The 20,973-nt window shown below is 37.3% G+C and carries 17 protein-coding genes and 1 pseudogene; 6 read left to right on the top strand and 12 right to left on the bottom strand.

Annotated elements, in window-relative coordinates:
* Positions 1 to 243 precede the first annotated feature (243 nt).
* Entirely contained in the window at positions 244 to 996 is a 753-nt protein-coding gene (locus AC5YDM_RS03515) for a sulfite exporter TauE/SafE family protein (protein WP_496150746.1), read from the top strand.
* 151 nt (positions 997 to 1,147) lie between these two features.
* On the top strand, positions 1,148 to 1,489 hold the full coding sequence (locus tag AC5YDM_RS03510) for a hypothetical protein (RefSeq protein ID WP_496150745.1): 342 nt from the start codon (positions 1,148 to 1,150) through the stop codon (positions 1,487 to 1,489).
* Between the two features lie 167 nt (positions 1,490 to 1,656).
* On the opposite strand, the gene AC5YDM_RS03505 is transcribed toward AC5YDM_RS03510, so the two are convergent.
* On the bottom strand, positions 1,657 to 2,235 hold the full coding sequence (locus AC5YDM_RS03505) for a 1-acyl-sn-glycerol-3-phosphate acyltransferase (protein ID WP_496150744.1): 579 nt from the start codon (positions 2,233 to 2,235) through the stop codon (positions 1,657 to 1,659).
* 172 nt (positions 2,236 to 2,407) lie between these two features.
* The gene (locus tag AC5YDM_RS03500; protein ID WP_496150743.1) at positions 2,408 to 4,009 is read right to left on the bottom strand and encodes an isocitrate lyase; all 1,602 of its coding nucleotides are present in this window, start codon (positions 4,007 to 4,009) and stop codon (positions 2,408 to 2,410) included.
* A 695-nt stretch (positions 4,010 to 4,704) separates the two neighbouring features.
* On the opposite strand from AC5YDM_RS03500, the gene AC5YDM_RS03495 reads away from it, so the two are divergent.
* The 3 genes from AC5YDM_RS03495 (at position 4,705) to AC5YDM_RS03485 (ending at position 8,888) form a co-directional block, all read left to right on the top strand.
* Positions 4,705 to 5,697, top strand: coding sequence for a LysR family transcriptional regulator (locus tag AC5YDM_RS03495; RefSeq protein WP_496150742.1), 993 nt, complete (start codon positions 4,705 to 4,707; stop codon positions 5,695 to 5,697).
* A gap of 138 nt (positions 5,698 to 5,835) precedes the next feature.
* Positions 5,836 to 7,161: a polyamine export protein PaeA gene (gene paeA, locus AC5YDM_RS03490; protein ID WP_496150741.1), complete on the top strand. Its 1,326-nt coding sequence runs from the start codon at positions 5,836 to 5,838 to the stop codon at positions 7,159 to 7,161.
* A gap of 386 nt (positions 7,162 to 7,547) precedes the next feature.
* Positions 7,548 to 8,888, top strand: coding sequence for a CitMHS family transporter (locus AC5YDM_RS03485; RefSeq protein WP_496150740.1), 1,341 nt, complete (start codon positions 7,548 to 7,550; stop codon positions 8,886 to 8,888).
* Between the two features lie 138 nt (positions 8,889 to 9,026).
* Here the strand turns inward: AC5YDM_RS03485 and AC5YDM_RS03480 are convergent, their stop codons facing one another.
* From AC5YDM_RS03480 to AC5YDM_RS03435, 10 genes and pseudogenes are all read right to left on the bottom strand, one after another.
* Positions 9,027 to 10,568 carry a TolC family protein gene (locus AC5YDM_RS03480; RefSeq protein ID WP_496150739.1) on the bottom strand — a complete coding sequence of 514 codons (1,542 nt, stop codon included), beginning with the start codon at positions 10,566 to 10,568 and terminating at the stop codon, positions 9,027 to 9,029.
* A complete protein-coding gene (locus AC5YDM_RS03475) occupies positions 10,565 to 12,697 on the bottom strand; it encodes a peptidase domain-containing ABC transporter (RefSeq protein ID WP_496150738.1) in 2,133 nt (710 codons plus the stop codon). The genes AC5YDM_RS03480 and AC5YDM_RS03475 overlap by 4 nt, the downstream gene beginning before the upstream one ends.
* 11 nt (positions 12,698 to 12,708) lie before the next feature.
* Positions 12,709 to 13,977, bottom strand: a complete 1,269-nt coding sequence (locus tag AC5YDM_RS03470) for an HlyD family secretion protein (RefSeq protein ID WP_496150737.1) — start codon at positions 13,975 to 13,977, stop codon at positions 12,709 to 12,711.
* 216 nt (positions 13,978 to 14,193) lie between these two features.
* Entirely contained in the window at positions 14,194 to 15,981 is a 1,788-nt protein-coding gene (locus AC5YDM_RS03465; protein ID WP_496150736.1) for a cholesterol oxidase substrate-binding domain-containing protein, read from the bottom strand.
* A gap of 94 nt (positions 15,982 to 16,075) precedes the next feature.
* Positions 16,076 to 16,414: a hypothetical protein gene (locus tag AC5YDM_RS03460; protein ID WP_496150735.1), complete on the bottom strand. Its 339-nt coding sequence runs from the start codon at positions 16,412 to 16,414 to the stop codon at positions 16,076 to 16,078.
* A gap of 138 nt (positions 16,415 to 16,552) precedes the next feature.
* Positions 16,553 to 17,320, bottom strand: coding sequence for a twin-arginine translocase subunit TatC (gene tatC, locus AC5YDM_RS03455; RefSeq protein ID WP_496150734.1), 768 nt, complete (start codon positions 17,318 to 17,320; stop codon positions 16,553 to 16,555).
* Complete coding sequence (gene tatB, locus AC5YDM_RS03450; protein ID WP_496150733.1) at positions 17,313 to 17,747, bottom strand: Sec-independent protein translocase protein TatB; 435 nt, start codon at positions 17,745 to 17,747, stop codon at positions 17,313 to 17,315. The genes tatC and tatB overlap by 8 nt, the downstream gene beginning before the upstream one ends.
* A gap of 57 nt (positions 17,748 to 17,804) precedes the next feature.
* A pseudogene (tatA, locus tag AC5YDM_RS03445) lies at positions 17,805 to 17,945 on the bottom strand (twin-arginine translocase TatA/TatE family subunit); the annotation flags it as partial.
* A 267-nt stretch (positions 17,946 to 18,212) separates the two neighbouring features.
* Entirely contained in the window at positions 18,213 to 18,725 is a 513-nt protein-coding gene (locus AC5YDM_RS03440) for a hypothetical protein (protein ID WP_496150732.1), read from the bottom strand.
* Positions 18,726 to 18,844: 119 nt separating this feature from the next.
* Positions 18,845 to 19,750, bottom strand: a complete 906-nt coding sequence (locus tag AC5YDM_RS03435) for an AEC family transporter (protein ID WP_496150913.1) — start codon at positions 19,748 to 19,750, stop codon at positions 18,845 to 18,847.
* 317 nt (positions 19,751 to 20,067) lie between these two features.
* Between AC5YDM_RS03435 and AC5YDM_RS03430 the strand changes: the two genes are divergently transcribed.
* Entirely contained in the window at positions 20,068 to 20,598 is a 531-nt protein-coding gene (locus AC5YDM_RS03430) for a hypothetical protein (RefSeq protein ID WP_496150731.1), read from the top strand.
* Positions 20,599 to 20,973: the final 375 nt, after the last annotated feature.

Genomic DNA, 20,973 nt, shown 5'->3' with positions numbered 1-20,973 from the left:
CGTGCTTTAAAATTGAAAGATAAAATGGATTTTATTTCTCCTGATCTCGATTAGAACTTTGGTAATTAAAACGTTAATGCTTACGATTACGCGCTTAAAACTGATATTTATAAGACTCATATTTACAAGGTTAACGGGCTTAAACATAACGCCGTGTAAAGTGAACTTATCTAAAACGAGTTTTACTCACTGCAAAGTCATTCAAACCTATTATTTAAAAACTATAAAAATGATTGGTAGTGAATGGAAATAGGTTTTATTTTTATCACTGGTGCATGTTTAGCTGCCTTTGTCCAAGGACTCACAGGCTTTGCTTTTGCATTAATTGCTATGTCATTTTGGGTATGGGTACTTCCCCCTCAAATATCCGCACCGCTAGTCGTATTTGCTTCACTTTGGTGCCATATTATTTCTCTCACTAAAGAACAACCAATTATCTTAAAACGCTCATTGGTCTATGTTTATATCGTTGCCGGACTAATTGGTGTCCCTTTAGGAACATTATTACTTCATATTATCAATGCAGATGTCTTTAAATTTATCCTAGGCATCTTTTTGATCATTTGGTGCCCCATTATGTATGTGGCACCTCAATTCAAACCTATACAAAAATTAGGATCAAAAGCTGATGCATGTATTGGATTCACTGGCGGGGTTCTTGGAGGATTAGGAGGCTTCTGTGGTGCAGTGCCTTCGGCATGGGTCATGCTAAAAAATATACCAAAACAACATCAGCGCTATATCTTAAGACATTTTAATTTCGCAATTCAATTGTTCACTATTGCTGTTTATCTATGGCAAGGAACAATTTCAACTGAATTGCTGAAGCATTTTGGCATTTTAATTTTAATTATCAGTATTCCCGCTATTCTGGGTGCACAACTTTTTTATAAAATATCAGAACGACAATTTAAACAGATCGTATTAAGTTTACTCTTTACGTCCGGTTGCATCCTTTTAATCAGCTCAATTCATCAGCTTAAATTATCTTTTTAATTTAAATCACTCAAACTATCTGATTAATCCACCCATAAACAGATTAATTTTTAAACAACTAAATTTAAATTCATTTTAATTTGGTTTTGAGACTTCCATCACATTTAAAACGATCTATAATCCTGCGCTATCTTTCCAATAATATATCGTAATGAAAACCCTGATTTTGTTAAGCATGGTTATTGTCTTAACAGGATGTGCATTTGGTACATCAAGTGAAATTAAACGCGCAGAAGCAATTATTCAGCATTTTGAATGCAGTAATATTGATACTGAACAATTAAGCCATAACTCGATTACAGGCTTTCATGAGCGAACGCTGGCTGTCAGTAAAGATAAATCAATCGAATATATTGATCGTTATAAGTCAGGCGATACTTTATTTGATATGCCTCTATATGAAATTATTCAAATGCAGTATGTGAGTTATAAGTCTGCTTGTGATTTTTTAGGTGGCGTCAGTGTTCCAGTCAATAAACTGAATACGCCTTAAAAAAATTTAATTTAAATTTTTAGAGCTTTGTTGAATCCATAGTTTAGATCAATCAACAAAAAAAGACAGGCATCCACCTGTCTTTTTTGTTGTGTATCACAGCTCAAATCAATCATTTATATTTTGCTTATACATTGCATTATTCAATGCACAATCAAAATATCATATTAAAAGAAGCGTGTGTCTACACTAAATTTTTCTGGAAATTTGGCATTAATCTTTGAGTAAAATTCCATGATTTCCGCCATGTCCTTTTCCATATCACCTGATGGATAAACAATTTTACCTACACCACATTTTTTCTTGGAGTAATCCATATATGCCAATGCGATTGGAACACCCGCAGTGGTTGCCACATGATAAAAGCCAGTTTTCCATTGTTCGCGCTTTGCACGTGTTGCTTCAGGCGTGACTAACATCACCAGTTTTAGATGTGTCTTAAAAAGATCACTCATCACTTCGACCATACTTGGACGCTCTTCCCCTGCTGCTTTAGGGCGACGATCAATTCCAATTCCCCCCATTGCACGGACAAAAGGTCCAAATGGAAATTTCATATAGCTGTCTTTGATGGTGAGACGAACATTCACACCCAATGCTTTTAGTGCAAGACGTGCATATAAGGCATCCCAATTACTAGTATGTGGCGCAGCAATCATCACACATTGATCTAAATCTAAAGGCCAATGATTGTCAATTTCCCAGCCCATCATATTTAAGCTTTGTTCAGCTAATTTTTCAAACACAATAAATTCAACATATTACTCATCGCGCGGATTGTATCAATATTGAACTATTTTAAATATATAGATTGAATATATTTGTCTTGGTTCTTCATCATGGTATTTTTTTCATAAAATTCAGTCATAAAAAAAACCCTGCTTTCGCAGGGTTTCTCTTTTGAATCAATCGAGGGGATTAGCCACCGAATTGGTTCATTGTGTTTTTAGCATCATCATGCGCTTTAAGAGCGTTATCACCAGAGAAGATTTCTTTGTGATCATCACCGATGTCGGAACCAGCCATTGCTTGGTGTTTAACACAAGCAATACCGCCACGGATTTCTTTACGTTGTACGCCAGCAACATAAGCCAACATACCTTCAGAACCGAAGTAACCTTGAGCAAGCTCATGAGTAGAAAGAGCAGCTGTGTGGTAAGTCGGAAGTGTGATCAAGTGATGGAACACACCCGCTTCACGAGAAGCATCTGCTTGGAATGTACGTACTTTCTCATCAGCATCAGCAGCTAATTCAGTTGCATCGTACTCAGCGCTCATTAATTTAGCACGGTCGTAAGCAGAAACGTCTTTACCTTCAGCAACCCAACGGTCGTAAGCTTGTTGACGGAAGTTTAAAGTCCAGTTGAACGAAGGCGAGTTGTTGTAAACAAGTTTCGCGTTTGGAACTGTTTCTTTAACACGGTTAACCATGTGAGCGATTTCTTCAACGTTTGGCGTTGCAGTTTCGATCCAAAGAAGGTCAGCACCGTTCTGTAAGCTAGATACACAGTCAAGAACAACACGGTCAATTTGTGTGTCTGGACGGAATTGGTACAAGCCAGAAGCAAGACGTTTTGGACGGTGAAGTTTACCATCACGCTTGATTAGGATTTCGTCTTCTTGAGCATCAGCGATGTCAATTTCAGTTGTATCTAAGTAGCTGATGTATTGAGAAGCGATGTCACCTGGCTCTTTAACCACTGGGATTTTTTGAGTCAAGTCAGCGCCTTCAGAGTCAGTACGCGCAACGATAATACCCTCATCAAGACCCATTTCTAAGAATGCATAACGTAATGCATGGATTTTAGAGATGAAATCTTCATGTGGAACAGTTACTTTACCCGCTTGGTGACCACATTGCTTAGCGTCAGAAACTTGGTTTTCGATTTGAAGTGCACATGCACCTGCTTCGATCATTTTCTTAGCGAGTAAGTAAGTTGCTTCTTCGTTACCGAAACCAGCATCGATGTCCGCAATAATTGGCACAACGTGAGTTTGGAAACCGTCGATTTGAGCAGTAATTTCAGCAGCTTTAGCAGTATCACCCGCTTCGTTTGCTTTTTTAAGCGCACGGAACAAGTCGTTTAATTCTTTCGCATCAGCTTGACGTAAGAACGTGTAGATTTCTTCGATCAAAGCAGGTACTGAAGTTTTTTCGTGCATAGATTGGTCAGGTAATGGACCGAATTCTGAACGAAGTGCAGCAACCATCCAACCTGAAAGGTAGATGTAACGACGGTCAGTAGTACCGAAGTATTTTTTGTTTGCAATCATTTTTTGTTGTGCGATGAAACCGTGCCAGCAGCCTAAAGACTGAGTGTATTGGCTAGAGTCTGCATCATAAGCAGCCATATCACGACGCATAATTGCAGCTGTGTATTTTGCAATGTCTAAACCAGTTTTAAAACGGTTTTGGATTTGCATACGTGCAGCATCTTCAGCACTGATGTCTGCCCAAGTGTTGCCGAATTTTGCTTTTAATTCGCGGATTGCATCAATCGCTGTTTGGTATTGAGTCATGATATTCTACCCTGTATATAATTTTAGGATTTCATCAATAAATGTTTTAAAACGTCTCGAATAAAATTGATCAGATTTAAAGCACTTCGTTGTTATGGACTTAGCTTAGAGGGGGTGAAAAAATTAATCCAATACTTTGAGATAATTTTCGGTATTTATTTAAAAAATATGTAGATCAAAGTCTTATAAAAAAATAAATGATACATCTTAAGCTATTGTTAAATATCATTTAACACAAAAAAATAGATGCTCAACTTATAGACAAATTGTATATTTAAAAGTCATTAGACTTAAGTCTCAACAGTTTGTCTATTTCTTGAAAATTCTATTTTTTAAGAATTTTAATGGCATTTTGCTACAAATTTAACCATTTTTAAATGATCATTATTTTTACATTTTCTTATATGTTTGAATATTTGAAGCTAAATGTTTAAGAAAGCTCATTTCCTAATAAGTAAATTTTGAGTTGTTCTATTTATAAGGATAATTTTAGTTCCAACTGATAGTGAGAGACCTTAGAATCCGTCTGTTTCTCGCACTCGCAAATGCTATACCCTCCTCTTTTAAATATATATGCGCCTCCGGAATGAATGCTTGATTATATTTCGAGTAGTTTTATCGTCTTTTCACACAAGCCCTTTTGCTTATGGCATAATTAACTACGATTTCAAAAATTTATTTTCGGTATTTTTTTTATGAATCTTGAGCGGGTTGATCTCAATCTCTTAATTTACCTCGACGTACTACTACGAGAAAAAAATGTAACACGTGCTGCTGAACAATTGGGCGTTACCCAACCAGCAATGAGTAATATTCTAAGACGTCTACGTAACTTATTTAATGATCCCTTACTGATTCGCTCGTCTGAAGGCATGACACCTACAGAACGTGCACTAGAATTACAACCTAGAATTAGAGATGCGCTTTCCGATCTGTCCATGATCTTGGAACCACGCACAGAATTCCGTCCTTATACGTCTAATCGTGTATTCCGAATTATGACTTCGGATTATGCAGAAGCGACACTTGTACCTCGCTTAGTCAAAGCACTGCGTTCTGAAGCACCCAATGTTGTTTTGGATTTCTTAACACCAAGTGATGTGTCTTATCGTGACATGGAACAAGGTAAAGTTGATTTAGCAATTAACCGTTTCAATGAAATTCCACAAAGCTTTCACCAAGTCTTGGTTTGGCGCGACAGTTTTTCTTGTTTACTCAATCATAAACACCCTGCTGTAAATAACCTCAACCTCAAAAGCTATTTAGATGCTCAACACATTTGGGTCTCTAAAACAGGTATGGGTGTTGGCTTTGGTGTGAATCCAGAAAAACAAGCAGGACTGGGCTGGATTGATCAAGCTTTAGAGCGTATTGGTCAAAAACGTAAGATCTCTGTATTTACCCGTCATTATCAAATGCCGGGGTTATTGGCATCCAATGTTGATTTGATTGCAACATTGCCAAGCCGAATTGCACGTCTACAAGCAAAAAGTCAAAACTTAATGCTGAAAGATCCTCCATTTTATATTCCAGAATTTGAATTGAAAATGGCATGGTGTCCTCTTCTTCATCATCATCCTGCGCATCGTTGGTTACGCCAATTGATTTTATATGTTGCACGTCAAATGATTGAAGAAGAAAACCGCGAGTTTATGTCAAATAATAATTCGAATTTTGTGAATCATTAAAGCGCTATAATGCTGTAGCTAATTTATTTTTTTAATTTTTTTGTTTCAGTATTATAATGATGAGGTGGTGGAAAATTTCACCGCCTCATTCTATTTTATGTTAAAACTTTCATAATAATTTTAAACCAAAGGTGCCTTGTGAGTCTCTTTCAGAATTTCTTGATCATTATTATCTTGATTGCTGGAGCCGGCTTTCTGTCACTCAGTGAAATTGCACTTGCAGGTTCACGCAAGGTTAAACTTAAAATACTGGCTGAATCTGGCGAAGAACGTGCCCAAAAAGTTTTAGATCTCCAAGAAAATTCAGCTGACTTTTTTGCTGCATCTCAAATCGGACTAAATGCTGTTGCGATTTTAGGCGGTATTTTGGGTGAAGGTGCTTTTAGACCTTATATTTATGAGTTTGTGAATCAGTTTTATCAAGGTCCATGGGCAGAAAATATCAGCTTTGTCCTTTCATTCACCTTAGTCACTTCTTTATTTATTTTATTTGCCGATCTGATGCCAAAACGCTTGGCGATGATTGCACCTGAAAAAATTGCCATTTCAGTGATTAATCCCATTCAGGTCTTTATCACTATCTGTAAACCAATGGCTTGGTTTATTAATGCGATTGCCAATCTTCTGTTTAGATTATTCAAAGTGAATACTAAACGCGATGACAACATTACTTTTGATGATATTTCTGCAGTAATGGATGCGGGTGCTCAGGCTGGTGTACTGCAAAAACAAGAACATCACTTTATTGAAAATGTATTTGAGCTGGAAGAACGGAACGTCCCTTCAAGTATGACCACACGAGAGAATGTGGTTTATTTCACCTTAAATGAATCTGAAGAAAGTATTCGTCAAAAGTTGGCTGAATACCCTTATTCTAAGTTTTTAGTGTGTAGTGAAAATATTGATCAAGTGATTGGCTATGTGGATGCCAAAGATATTTTGATTCGTATTCTGAATAATCAAAAATTCAACCAGTTAAATGAATCAACATTGCGTACCGTACTGACCATTCCCGATACGCTCACACTGTCTGAAGTTTTAGACCGTTTCCGTTCAAGTAAAGAGAAATTCGCTGTTGTTTTTAATGAATATGCGCTTGTTGTCGGTGTCATCACACTGTCAGATATTATGATCACCGTGATGGGTGATTGGGTGACCCCAACCGATGAAGACCTTCAAATCATTAAACGTGATAACAACTCTTGGTTGATTGATGGAAGCACCCCGATTGAAGATATGAAACATGCTTTAAATATTGACAGCATGCCTGACGATGAAAACTATGAAACACTCGCAGGGTTTATGATGTACAAACTACGTAAAATTCCACGCCCTGCCGATGCCGTGGTGTTTGATGGCTATAAATTTGAGGTGGTGGATGTCGATCACTTCAAGATTGATCAGCTGTTGGTCACGCGCTTAATTGAACAAGATGAAGTCATCAAACCCACTATTGAAGAATAATAGCTTCACGTACAGAGTTCGTTAATCAGCATCTGTTCATCATCAATAAAAGCCTCAAACTTTTGAGGCTTTTATTTGTCAATTTTTTACTTAAAGGTGAATTTAACCATTTAAACCGTTCCAATGTATTCCTCATTTTTTATTTTATAAATCTCCTTATTAACAGCTAAAATCATTCAATAATTTGATAAATACATAACCATTCATCAGAAAAATAATGAATAAAATCACATAATTTACTGATTTTTAATTTCTATTTTTTCAAAAAATAATCATCATTTTTCTATTTTGATATTGATATTCAGCTTTTTAAAAAATGGGATTACCATTCCGACTCTATGTAGATAATAGAACAATTAAAAAACCAATAACTCAAGGATTGAAAAATGCTGACCATTTTAGGTCTGGGCATGATTTTATGCTTTATGTATTTAATCATGTCACGACGTCTAAGCCCTCTTGTTGCCTTAACTCTAATTCCAGTTCTCTTTGCTTTACTCGCTTATGGTTTAGGATTTTTCTTTGATAGCTTAAGCCACATTCAACTGAATGAACTTGGCGAAATGATGTTGGATGGCGTTAAAAAACTCGCGCCGACTGGCGTCATGCTGTTATTCGCTATTCTTTATTTTGCCATCATGATTGATACAGGCTTATTTGACCCTTCTGTAAAATTTATCTTAAGCCTTGTCAAAGGTGACCCTTTAAAAGTCGTCCTCGGAACGATCACCTTAACCTTGATTGTATCTCTAGATGGTGATGGATCAACTACCTATATGATCTGTGTGGCAGCGATGCTCCCACTGTATAAACGCTTAGGCATGAGCCCATTGATCATGGCGTGTTTAATGATGCTGGCAAGTGGCATCATGAATTTAACCCCATGGGGTGGTCCTACAGCACGTGCTGCTAGCGCATTACAAGTTGATCCGAGCGATGTTTTTGTCCCGATGATCCTTCCAATGCTGTTTTCAATTGGCTGGTTATATTTCCTCGGTACGATGTATGGTCGTATGGAACGTAAACGCTTAGGGATTGTCGAGATTGATGTGAGTCATGGTGACAATATTCAAATTTCAAACAACCCAGAAGCAAACCGTGCCCACCTGAGATGGTTTAACGGTCTATTAACACTTGGATTAATGATCTGTTTAGTGATGGGTGTATTACCAATGCCAATCCTATTTATGATCGCGCTGTGTATTGCCTTAGTGGTGAACTATCGTGATATCGATATGCAAAAGAGTCTAGTCGCTCATCATGCAGGAAGTGCGTTAAATGTGGTGGGTATTATCTTTGCAGCAGGTATTTTTACAGGTTTGCTATCAGGTACAGGTATGGTCGATGCCATGTCTAAAGAGTTGGTTGCGATCATTCCTGAAAGTATGGGACCATTTTTAGCACCGATCACAGCTGTATTGAGTATGCCGCTGACCTTCTTTATGTCGAATGATGCCTTCTACTACGGTGTTCTTCCAATTTTATCTGAAGCAGCAGGACATTATGGCATTGAGCCTGTTGAAATGGCACGTGCTTCAATTGTCGGTCAGCCTGTCCACTTACTTTCGCCTTTAGTGCCTTCTACATATTTGCTTTGTGGGTTGGCTGGCATTGAATTTGGTCAACATCAGAAATTTACCATTAAATGGGCGATTATTACCTGTCTCGTAATGCTGGTTGCTGCCTTAGTATTTGGTATGTTCCCATTCTATTCTGTGGCAAGTTGATCTTTAGTTTTAATTTCAATTTGAATCACAACGCATGAATCAAATGTTAAAAAAAAGCCCTTAAAACAATTAAGGGCTTTTTACTTTAACGAATCAAAGCTTAATCAAAATGTGCAGAGTCTAAACACGTGCAGAACCTTAGGATTGAGCTTCAGACCAAATATTCAAATTACCCATATTGGATAACAGTTGATATCGCACAACTAAAAACTCAGTCAATACAGTCGAATAATTCATCTTGGCTTCAGTTAATAAGTTTTGAGCATTCACCACTTCAAGCATGTTTCCCACACCTGCTCGATAACGACCTTGTGCCACAGCATAAGCTTGGGTCGCACTCTCATTTAACAACTGTAATGCTTGAATATTGTCATGGATAGCGTGTAATTCATTATAGCTTTTCCAAATTTCAGCATTAATTTCTAATTTAAGTTGTTCTTCTTCAAGCTGTTTTAACTTTAAGTTTTCTTGCGCCACCACAACTTGATGCTTACGGTTAAAGCCATCAAACAAAGGGAAATTCACTTGGACGCCTGCTTGTAAACGCTGAGTTTCATTTCCAAAAGGACTCTCGCCCAATTGCTTAGATTGGTTATAACTACTATTAAATGTAAGCGATGGATATTTAGCGCGTTGAGTTGCTTTAACTTTATCTTGAGCAGCGTCAATACCCAATTGTGCCGCTTTAAATCGTGGATGCAATTTCTCTGCTTGTTTCACCAAGTCTTCAATCGATTTTAAATTTAATGCTTTTGGAATCTTCAATTGGTTATTGATTTGAAAATTCTGATATGCAGGCTCACCCATTAACGATGCCAATTGCCCTTTTGCAATTTTTAACTCACCCATCAGCTTGGTCTGATCTGATTTGGCTTTTGCAAGGTTGGCAGACATTTGCAAAACATCAGATTTAATCCCTGCTCCTGCTTTATAACGTGCATTGGCAATTTGATGATTCTGTTCTGCCAATGTCACAAGTTGCTTTAAATTATCCAGTTTTAATTCAACTTGAGTAATTTGGTAATACGCTGAAATGGTTTTAATAATCACACTTTGCAATACGACATCTTGCTGTGCCAAAGACATCGCCAAAAGTTTTTGCGCTTCTTCAACTTGATAATGTCTTGCACCAAAATCATAAAGCAACCAGTTTGCCTGAACCGCTAGCCCATAACGACGCGTATCGGTGTCATAACTCATATCAGGACGACCATCGACCTGATAATCATCACGGCCCCAATCATAATTCACAGAAGTGCTTAGTTGCGGATAGTAACTCGACTTTGAAATTTTCAATTGTGCTGCTTGAATACGCGTTTGCACCCATGCACTTTTGGTCTCTGGAAAACGGCAAACAGCACGTTCAACCGCATGAATCAATGATAATTGCTCATTCGGATTCAGTTGAGGCTGAGTCAAACATTGAATATCCCCAACTTGAGTTCTTTGCTGTGCAATATCTTGGATGACGGTTTGATTCAGTGTGCTTTCAATTTGCTGAATTTCTTGCTTCTTTTCACGCTCTTTTCGTTCATTGCTTAATACATCAAACCAAAGTAGCTCACGTTTCTTTACCTTGCTCTTAAAGATTTTTGAAAGCGAATAATCTGCATAAACTGAACTTGTTTGTCCTGCTATGCAAAGCATTGACACAATTAAAAGCGTTCCTGTGTATTTCATGACGGTTGAATATCCTTCATTAATACATCTTTAATAATCAAGCCATCTTGCAAAGCAATAATTCGCTCAGCTGAGGCAATCGTTTCAGGACGATGCGCGATAATAATTTTGGTGATCTTTAACAGTTTTAATTTGGCATTCACTTCTTGTTCTTTCAACACATCCAGGCTACTGGTTGCCTCATCCATAAATAGGATTTTTGGTTTTTTATAAATCGCACGTGCCAATAAAATACGTTGCTTTTGTCCACCTGAAAGCATATTGCCAATATCACCCACCAAGGTTTGGTAACCCATCGGCATACGGGTTATATCATCATGAATCGCGGCATAAGCGGCACATTCTTGAACCCATTGCATATCTGGATTGGAGTCAAAGAAACAAATATTTTCAGCAATAGAACCTGCAAATAAAATGTCATCTTGAAGCACGGTTGCCACATGATCCCGAACAGCATTCAAACCTAATTGCTCAAGATCACGTCCCATCACGCGAATCTCACCTTCCGTTTGTTTAAATACGCCCAACAGCACATGTAAAAGCGTAGTTTTACCACAACCAGTTGCACCAACGATGGCGACAGACTGGTTTTGTGGGATTTTAAAACTAATGCCTTTGAGGACATAAGGATCATTTTCAGAGTATTTAAAATGCAGATTATCAACTTCGATGGCATTTTCGACTTGATCGATATTGGTGATTTCAACATCGCCATACAGCTTTTCTTGCTCGGTCAATACGATGTCAGAAAGACGTTCTACATCAATTTGCAGCATTTTCACTTCAATAAATTTATCAATCAGACCCGCGACACGACCATCAAATTGACTTTTATATGCCATGAATGCCATTAATACACCAACGGTAAAATTACCTTCGAGTACCAATGTCGCCCCTAACCAAATAATCACAATATTTTGGATACCGAACAAAATACCATTCGCCAATGAAAAGCCTAATCCAAGCTTTTGCGTTGTTAGTCCTGCATTGACTTGATTGACCACGAGGTTAAGCCAAGTTGAACGACGAACATCCTGACGTTGAAACAGTTTAATGGTCTTTGCACCACGAACCGTTTCCATGAAATGACTACTTTGCTTGGCTGCATGGATAATATTTGCTTCAGTGGCCCGTTTTAATGGCGCATACCAAATCCATCGAATCAATGCATACAGCGCCATCGTGAAAATAGCAATCCATGCTAATTTTGGACTGTATACAAACATCAGAATCAGGGTAAAAACCGTCATCAATCCATCAAGAATAGCGGCTAGAAATGTACTGGTCAGCGTGGTTTGGATATTACCAATAGAGCCAAAGCGAGAAACGATATCGCCCAATGAACGCCGTTCAAAATACGAAACAGGCACATTGATCATGTGATTAAAGACATTGGCTTGCCACTGCACACTCAGATGCGTGCTCATGTACATCATGATCCATGAACGCAACAAACTAATAAATTGCTGGAGCAACATCAGCATGCCGAAGCCAATTGCCAAGATCGTTAATAAATCACGATCAGCAGAAACAATCACATGGTCAATCACCCATTGCATAAAGAATGGACTGATTAAAGAGAAAACTTCCAAAGCCAATGCCAAAATCAGAATTTGACCTAAAGATTTCCACAACCCACGGACATGCCCGATTAAACCTTTGAGCTGAATCTGATTTTTTTCTTCTTTTTTCTCAAATTCAGTGTCTGGCCAAAGCTCTAATGCAACGCCAGTAAAATGCTCAGAGACCTCATTTAATGTCAGTATTCGCTTACCAAATGCAGGATCAAGAATCGTCACTTTATTAGCACTGACTTCTTGTAAAACCACAAAATGGTTAAAATCCCAATGCAAAATACATGGTGTTTTGAGTTGATTCAGATCTTCAAGATCAAGCTTGAGTGGTCGTGTGACCATGTTCAATTGATTACTGATCTTAATTAACTGATTGAGATTGGTGCCTTTTTGCGAAACAGGAAAACGACGTCTTAAAGTTAATAAATCAGATTCATAACCATAGAAATGTGCAATCATGGCGATACATGCCAAACCACACTCTGTTGCTTCTGTTTGCAGAATAGTCGGGATCTTACGACCAAAACCGAGGGAAATTTTGTCTAATAATTGCATAGTTATTCTTCTTAGATTTTCCCTGTAATACTGTATAAAGGCTCAAGTACCCATTCATACAATTTACGTTTTTCTTGCATGATATCTGCATCAAAAGCCATACCTACTTTAAGCGGTTTACTTTCACCATAGGCTTTTACTGTTTGTTGATTCAATGTCACTTTAACCAAATATACAGGTTCATTTTGGTTCAAGGACATGCCTTGACTAACCTCACCAAAATTCGTTAATTGTTGTGGATTCATGGTGGTTGCTGAAATTGACGTAATCTTGCCCTGACCTTGTCCAAACTTTTGATAAGGATAGGCTTGAAAACGTAGCTTCACAGGTTGTCCAATCCGAATAAAACCAATCGCAGCACTAGGTACAAATAAATGCGCTTCTAAATGAGATGGCGAAGGGACAATATTCATTACAGGAATATTCGGTGAAATAAACTGCCCAACTTCCGCATTGATTGAAGCAATATGCCCTGCCGAATTGGCTTGTAGAATTAAACTGTCACGGGCCTTATTTTCGAGAGACTCTTGTTGATTAGCTGCAATCTGACGATCAAGCATGCTTAGCTCATTGTCCAGCTTAGAACCTAAGCTTTTCTGGACTAGTTGCTTATTCGCAAGCTCAGATTGCTTACTGATTTTCTCTCGTTCATAACTCTGTAAAGTGACTTTTTGACTCATATAATTGTCTTGTTTCAACTGAAACTCTTCGACAGATATATATTCTTTATCCTTTAAATCACGATAACGATTCACATTTTCTTGTGCGAGAGCCAAACGCTGACGTTGTTCCGCAATTAATCCATCTAACTTATTTAAATCCAAATGAAGCGATTGCACTTCTGCATCCAACTGCTGTGCGCTATTGACATGCAAGTCTTTCAATTTATCTTTTTCAGTATCAAGACTTTGTTTTTTCAGTTGGATTTGCTGCTCAACAGATTCATTAAAATTTCCAGAACTGTTATAGCGCGTCATTTTCAAAGCCAATAAAGGTGCGCCTTTTTGGACACTCTGCCCATCTTTGACGAATTTTTCGCTGACCGTTCCACCCTCAGAACTGTATACACGAATCAAACCTGTATTGGGGATCAGTAAACCTTTCACACTAGTACGTTTGGTATAACTACCAAAGAAGATAAAACTTAACAGCATCAGGATGAAAATAACAACACAGATGGTCAGCACCGTAAATGAAAATGGACGAATTAAAATAACCTCGCCAATCCATTTCGACTTTTGAGCATCAATGGCTTTGTCTCTAAACAGTTTCTTTGTCATAAGTATTTATTTATATTTAATTTTTAAGTGCCGTTATTCGTAATTTTTAAAAATAATTGTATTCAATCAATCTTTAGATCTCAGTTTAACAACTGGTGTAGACCTTTAAATTCGTCCTATTAAAGACAATATTGTTAATTTTGTCTAATTAATTCATTAAAAATGTATGAAGTACTTCACAGTTAGCATCATGAAGTACTTGAAATCAATACGGTGTTATTTCAAAACACGCATTGAAAGCGGTGCTGTAAACACTGCATGCGGATCATATTGTTTTAAAATTTGACTAGAAGATCGGATGGTTAAGCGATCAGCCTGCCCTTGTGCATGGACATGTGGAATTTCATAATCGATATAGTGACTACTATCCCAAGCCTTTTGATTGGTATAGCCCCAACCTTTCGACCACTCTGGGCGCATCAAAGAATCCCCTTGATAACGCTGTGACATCCACTCTTCAACTTCGGTATAAAACTGTGGTGAAAATGGTGTTCCTGGTAAGGTCAAAATATCAAACCATACAGCACAGTCCCATTCTGGATGGTCAGGACATGGCTTAATTGCTGATAAAGCAGCAGTTTCAGCACCTTGAATGATCGAATCTTCTGGATGATCCAAACCTGTCACACGAATTTCGACAGGTCCATTCATTGGGAATCGACCTAAACTTTGATATTGCTTCATTTTGACTAAGTAATAATCACAAAAATCAGCAATGACTTTCTGAACATTGACACGACTGGTAATCACAGCATAACCATTGGCAGTCACACGTAATGTAGTGGGCTTCACATACATCAAGACGTTCTTAGAAGCACCCCATAAATCATAGGTTTGTGTCGATGCCAAACCACCAGTTAAAATCGTGGTAATGCCCGATAAAGGTGTTCCATTTAAGCCTAACTTTGAAATTTCATACTGTGTTTTACCAAAGGTTGGAGTCAGATAAGCACTTTTTTTGACCACAATTTTATGAATCAAATCGGTAATTGGCTTGATTAAATTGTCTGAGAACCAATAGTTGAAAGGCTTGTAGGTCAAACGTGATGTTAACGGACGTTGAGGTGTAACTGTCCACACTTTTAACCACGGATAATCACTGAATGGGAACCAAATGGTTTCTACTCGACCAGACTGATCTAGGAAATGGGAGAATGTACGTCCTGCAAGTTTGTCTTGAGCAAACAACTCTTTATAGTGAATATTGGTGATACTTTCACAACGTAAATTCTGATTTGCTGAGGTTTGTAACTGTGCCGATAAAACAAATGCACGTCCAATATGAACTAAAAAAGCACGAATATCTGGGTCATTGCGTTGGAAAGTTTTGGCAATATATTTACCTTGGCTTTCATCAAATACAGCAGCTGTGATTGAAACCACTAAGTTACTGATCGAACCATAGGTTTGACCTGCTAATTTTTTCTCACCAATTGCAGGTACACCTGTACCATGTCCATCAATGGCCAATACACCACCGAGTGTCAAATCCCCTGGTGCAGGAATCGCTAAAAATCCACGATTTCGATATTCCATTGCAGTCAGCAACGCTTCCATTTGGATACCAGCATCTGCCGTCACTACACCGTTTGAATCAATACTGACTTTATTGATATGTGTTGGCATATCAATCAATAAAACTTTAGTGATTTTATCTTGATCATCTAAAAGTAAAGGTGACCAGTTATGCGACATTCCCTTTGCTCGAACTTTATATCCGTTTTGATATGCCCAATTGATGGCACTCAGTACTTGTTGTTGATTTCGTGGTGATGCAGTCCATGCATTTTCATAACGAGATTCACCTGACCAATTTTCATATAACTGTTTAAATACTGAAATATCAGAAGGAAAATTGATGAGTCTTTCTTTAACTGGGAAAAACCAAGCTTCTGCTTTCTGCGTAGGTATCCATGCTGAAACAGCACCTACCGCAGCTAAGCTCCCCATTGTTTTTAGAAAATCACGTTTATCATTATCTATTTTTTCTGATGAATTTTGCATTCTTATAGTTACCATGAATTAGGTTTTTATTTTGACGACTAAAAAGCAGATTAGTCATGAAAACTAATCTGCCCTTTGACATTTTACTTAAAACTTAAGAAAGCCAAGCTCTAACGCCATTTAGCGTTGGAAGAAGCTTATACTGACCTTCGCCTTTTTCTTTTTCATAGTGGTTTGGTGTTTCAGCAACATCACCACCCAATGCACGACCTAAACCGATTAAAGCTTTAGAACCAACTAAACCTGTAGTATCAGCAACTTGATGAACAAGTCCTAGACCTACTGCACTAAACACAACGCCCACAGACGAAATAAGTTTAGAGTTTAAAGTTTGGTTAAATAAATTCACACCATTAATGATTGAATCACCTAAAAACGTTCCAGCACCTGAAACTTCTTCGATTTCTTCTTGCTTAAGTTCAACTAAACTCATGAGATCACCCTCTATTATTAAGAATTGTTTATTGTCATACCTAACATTTGTTAAGTATTACCAAATATACAGAATCAACTCTTTAATTAAAATAAACAGTGTCTGACAATAACCTATTATTTTGTGACTTATATCACACTATTTCTCATAAGTAGGTTGCTTCAAAAAATGAGCAAAAAACAGCCCTAACTCAAAAAGCAGATAGATCATCATCCCGCCGATCGCCATTGAAAGAATATCGGGAGGTGTCACAAACATTGCAATGAAAAAGCAAAAAATGAAAATATAGGGTCTATTTTTCTTCACCGTTTCTATCTTTACCAGACCGAAATAGATCATCACCATAATCAACAAAGGTACTTGAAAAATGAGTCCCAAAATAAAGAAGAACTTAATGCAAAACAGCAAATACTGTTGAATGTCTGTCATCGGTGTCACGCTTTCGGGAGATATGCCCATAAAGAATCCGAGTACAGCAGGCAAAATTATGAAATAACCTAAAGCGATACCTAAATAGAATAAGAAGATACTGGTGGGAAAGAAGAAAAAGAAGATTTTCTTTTCTTTGACATACAGAGCATTTTTAAGGAATACATAAATTTTATAAAAAATAAAAGGAAACAACAGCATCATGGTCACAAAGAACACCAATTTAATCGGTGCAACAAATGTACTGGTGATATCTGTTGCAATCATATGCGCATTTGCAGGCAACTTGGCTTGTAAGGGTGTTGCGATGAGATTGTAAATCGTATTGGCAAAAGGCACTAAAGCAATAAAAATCACTGCAAAAGCAATGAGAACATGAATCAAATTACGCCGTAATTCGGCAAAGTACAGTCCAAATTGTCCTAGTTTTTGTTGTGCAGATGAATTCGTAGATTCTGACATATCAAGCTCAGACATATCGGACTCCAACAGAATCTAAATTTAAGCAGGACCAATGCATTAAATGACTCAATACAAACTGAGTTTTAAAAGGTGTAGGTACTGAGAACGACTGAATTGGATAATATTTTTTTGTATTTTGATCAAGATCTTGCTGAATATTGAGTTCCAGATTCTGCTCAATATTTTGTTCAAGATTTGCTAAATAACCTTGCATTTGAGACTCCAACTGTTTGACGTTTTGAATCTCTCCTTTCAATTCATCACGCAGTTGATGTAGCTCTAATTCAAGATCGATTTTTTGTTTAATATCTGATTTGATTTGGCTAAATTTTCTGAATGTTTTTAAGCTAAAACGAATCGCTTCAGGCAACCGATCTGGTCCGAGTACGATAATGACAATCACACCGAGGAAGAATAACTCTCCAAATCCAACGTCGAACATGGCTTAGGCAATATATAAGAATGAAAAGAAACGAAGTTATTGAATATTTTTATCTTTTTTATCGTCACTGACAGCATCTTTAAAATCTTTGACTGCACCGCCCACATCTTTACCAAAGTTTTTAAGTTTAGCCGTACCAAAAATCACCAAGATGATAATGGCAAAAAGAACGATATGACCAATTGATAAACCCATCATTGTTGTTATTCCTTATTCTTAAGTATTTCTAAATAGTATCAGATAAATTCAATACACTCTTCAATATTGTTCAACAATCTAAACCCTCCTTATATCAATCCTTAAAACTCAGTCTTTAAAACTCAGTCATGAAAACATAAGTCATAAAGTTCAACTCATAAAACTCCATTCATGAAACCCACGCCATAAAAAAACCGATTTAAGCAGTATGCCTAAATCGGTTTCTAGAATCAGTTGATCAATTCATTTTGAATTGATCATGAGCTCTTAACGACCATAAAGTGATAATAATTTATCAAGCGTCGCTTGATAGTGAATCGAAATATCTTCAACCAAAATAGTATAAGCATTATCGAACTGAACCATTGGCCAGCCTTCTTTCCAGAATGGGAAAATGTTATGCAAATCTTTAGTCACAATCGCATCTTCACGTTGAATCGCTTGCGAAATTTGTGACAATACTTGTGCAGTTTCAGCACCATCAATGTCAAGATAATCGATACCACGTACTTTTAAGATACGTACACGGTCTTTCTTATAACGAATTTTCTTCGCCTGACCTTCGTTTAAACCTAAAGCCAAAGTCACTGCTTCTACAAACTTAGTTTCAAATGATGCATTCAATGCAACTAAAGCTTGTTTGTGAGCTTCTTGACGTCCAGCTTTACCACCATTTCGAATCATCTCTTTTGCTTCAACATCGAGCTCATCGTCTTTCATGGACTGTAAAATGTCTAAAATTTCGATATCGCTTAAAGATTCAGGAGAGTGATCAGTCATGGGAGTCCTTGGACAAATATACAAAACGCTATTTTCGCATAATTCTGAATTTAATTCAGGTTTAAAATCGAGAGCAAGCCGCGATTAACAAATTCAGTATTCCAACTCTCTCTGCATGCTCACATGACCAAGGTCAGTACGATCGGCAAAGTAATCGCCGCACAGATAATTTGTAAACTGATCACCCCTGCCATCAACTGACTATCACCACCCAAAACCTTAGTCAGAATATAAGATGCCGATGCGGTAGGAAGTGCAAAATAAAGGACAAAAATCTGCGTTTCCAAATCTGAAAAACCAAACCATTTACATACAAAAAATGCTAATAAAGGCATGATGATTAATCTTGAGAAAGTATTCACGATAAGGGGCAGTAAATCTTTTTTAAGTGCCATAAATTGTAGTGCCGCACCCACACACATCAGCCCTAGGGGTAGACTACAAATCGCCAATTGTTTAATAAAATGATTTATACCATCCCATAAATTCAACCCTGAAAAATTAAAGGCTATTCCTACGACACACCCCATAATCAATGGGTTTTTGACCAAAGACTTCACAATGGTTTTAACATCCATCCCATCTTGTTCGGTCAGCGCTAACACTGAAATAATATTGACGATCGGAATACTAATCGCCAATAAAATCGCAAAAATCGTCATTCCTTCTGCTTGGAATAATGATGCAACAATTGCCAAACCGATATAGGTATTAAATCGCACATTACTTTGGGTAAACACACCAAATCGTGCAGGGTGAATGTTTAGAATTCTTTTAAACAAATAAAGGACTGCACAGCTCAAACCAAACATCACCGCCAAAATAATCATAATGGTATTTACCATCGATAGATCAATTTGTGCTGTGGCTAAATTTCCAAATAACATTGCTGGAAATAAAATATAGTAATTAAGCTTCTCTGCTCCAGCCCAAAATCCGTCATTTAAATAGGCTGTGCGTTTTAGCACATAACCTACGACAATGAGGGCAATGAGTGGAAATAAAGAAAGTAAAATACCGTGCATACTTGAAGCCTGTTGCACATTGACAGCGTTAGATCTCAGCACTCACAGTTAAATGCGGATCAATAGCGAATCAATGAATATTTGGAGTTGTGCACACTTTACGCTCCATTGGCTATGCTTTGCAAAAGAAATCTAAATTTATCCTTTGGTCAAAATAAAACCACCTAACACTTTCATTTTTATCATGCAAATTTTGGATCAATAATGACTTCACACCATCCTAAATAACAAAAATCTTGTCAATTTGGCTTGAACTCGATCTTTTTTCTTATAAAATGTGAATTACATCAATAAAATAACAATTACCGTGGATTGCTATGGATAGTCAATTTTTAAAAACATCCAATTTTTTGAATCAAAAAGCTACTTTCAGTATTCCTGCAAAGACCTTAATTCAATCCTTGGTTTGTAGTGCTTTGCTTGGTGGGCTACTCATGCCAAGCACTACATTTGCAAATGCCAAAACAGATCAAAAAACTGAGATTTTCACTGCTGCTGGCTTTAAAAATACCAATGGCTCTTGGCGTGGAAAATGTAGCATGGGGCATATTCCTGTGATTAAAGACATCAACGGCGATGGTCGTTTAGATGCAATTGTTCGTGATGGTGGAACAGAATGTTATGCATCTACAGGCGTAGGATTCTACCTTTTGACTACACAGAAAAATGGCAAATGGACACGTATTTTTAATAGTCCGGGTGAACCTCAATTTTTAAAATCTGTAGGTCGTCATGGTTGGCCTGAAATGGTCGTCACCAATCCATCTAAATGCCACAATGTTTTTAGCTGGGATGGTTCAAAATTTAATAAAGTTCGCCAAGAATTTAAAGCAAAGCCTTGTGCATAATGTTCGATATTTAATTTATCTGTTATATGCTTAAAACCGCCCTTAAGACTTTGCACCGATTTGAACGCATAAGATGTATTTGAATGTCTTTTACAACGAACGATTTGTGTGCGTTTTTAGCAAACTTAGATTCGCTATGTTTTGAAGATCGATCATTCGTAAGTACGACCAATATCTCTGAATGTTATTGGTCTAAATTTCAAAGTATTTACAAAAAACTAAAGTCGTCGCATTCGAGTATTATTAATTTCACAACAACTCAATTCACCAAAAGATTATATAAATCAAAATCTTGAGTATTTATCATTAACTCATTTACGCACCGTTTTAGTGCATAAACACCATTAAAGTGCACTGCTCTGCGTTATATCGAGT

This window comes from Acinetobacter sp. CY81 (genome assembly GCF_059515925.1).
Note: the sequence above shows the minus strand (reverse complement) of the source record. Positions and strands in the feature narration are given on the sequence as shown.

What these genes read in the sequence shown, in the direction of transcription:
- tatB (WP_496150733.1), bottom strand. Translation starts at nt 17,747, where the DNA reads ATGTTCGACGTTGGATTTGGAGAGTTATTCTTCCTCGGTGTGATTGTC.
- AC5YDM_RS03500 (WP_496150743.1), bottom strand. Translation starts at nt 4,009, where the DNA reads ATGACTCAATACCAAACAGCGATTGATGCAATCCGCGAATTAAAAGCA.
- AC5YDM_RS03495 (WP_496150742.1), top strand. Translation starts at nt 4,705, where the DNA reads ATGAATCTTGAGCGGGTTGATCTCAATCTCTTAATTTACCTCGACGTA.
- AC5YDM_RS03460 (WP_496150735.1), bottom strand. Translation starts at nt 16,414, where the DNA reads ATGAGTTTAGTTGAACTTAAGCAAGAAGAAATCGAAGAAGTTTCAGGT.
- AC5YDM_RS03480 (WP_496150739.1), bottom strand. Translation starts at nt 10,568, where the DNA reads ATGAAATACACAGGAACGCTTTTAATTGTGTCAATGCTTTGCATAGCA.
- AC5YDM_RS03515 (WP_496150746.1), top strand. Translation starts at nt 244, where the DNA reads ATGGAAATAGGTTTTATTTTTATCACTGGTGCATGTTTAGCTGCCTTT.
- AC5YDM_RS03510 (WP_496150745.1), top strand. Translation starts at nt 1,148, where the DNA reads ATGAAAACCCTGATTTTGTTAAGCATGGTTATTGTCTTAACAGGATGT.
- AC5YDM_RS03475 (WP_496150738.1), bottom strand. Translation starts at nt 12,697, where the DNA reads ATGCAATTATTAGACAAAATTTCCCTCGGTTTTGGTCGTAAGATCCCG.
- AC5YDM_RS03465 (WP_496150736.1), bottom strand. Translation starts at nt 15,981, where the DNA reads ATGCAAAATTCATCAGAAAAAATAGATAATGATAAACGTGATTTTCTA.
- AC5YDM_RS03470 (WP_496150737.1), bottom strand. Translation starts at nt 13,977, where the DNA reads ATGACAAAGAAACTGTTTAGAGACAAAGCCATTGATGCTCAAAAGTCG.
- AC5YDM_RS03430 (WP_496150731.1), top strand. Translation starts at nt 20,068, where the DNA reads ATGGATAGTCAATTTTTAAAAACATCCAATTTTTTGAATCAAAAAGCT.
- AC5YDM_RS03485 (WP_496150740.1), top strand. Translation starts at nt 7,548, where the DNA reads ATGCTGACCATTTTAGGTCTGGGCATGATTTTATGCTTTATGTATTTA.
- AC5YDM_RS03435 (WP_496150913.1), bottom strand. Translation starts at nt 19,750, where the DNA reads ATGCACGGTATTTTACTTTCTTTATTTCCACTCATTGCCCTCATTGTC.
- tatC (WP_496150734.1), bottom strand. Translation starts at nt 17,320, where the DNA reads ATGTCTGAGCTTGATATGTCAGAATCTACGAATTCATCTGCACAACAA.
- AC5YDM_RS03440 (WP_496150732.1), bottom strand. Translation starts at nt 18,725, where the DNA reads ATGACTGATCACTCTCCTGAATCTTTAAGCGATATCGAAATTTTAGAC.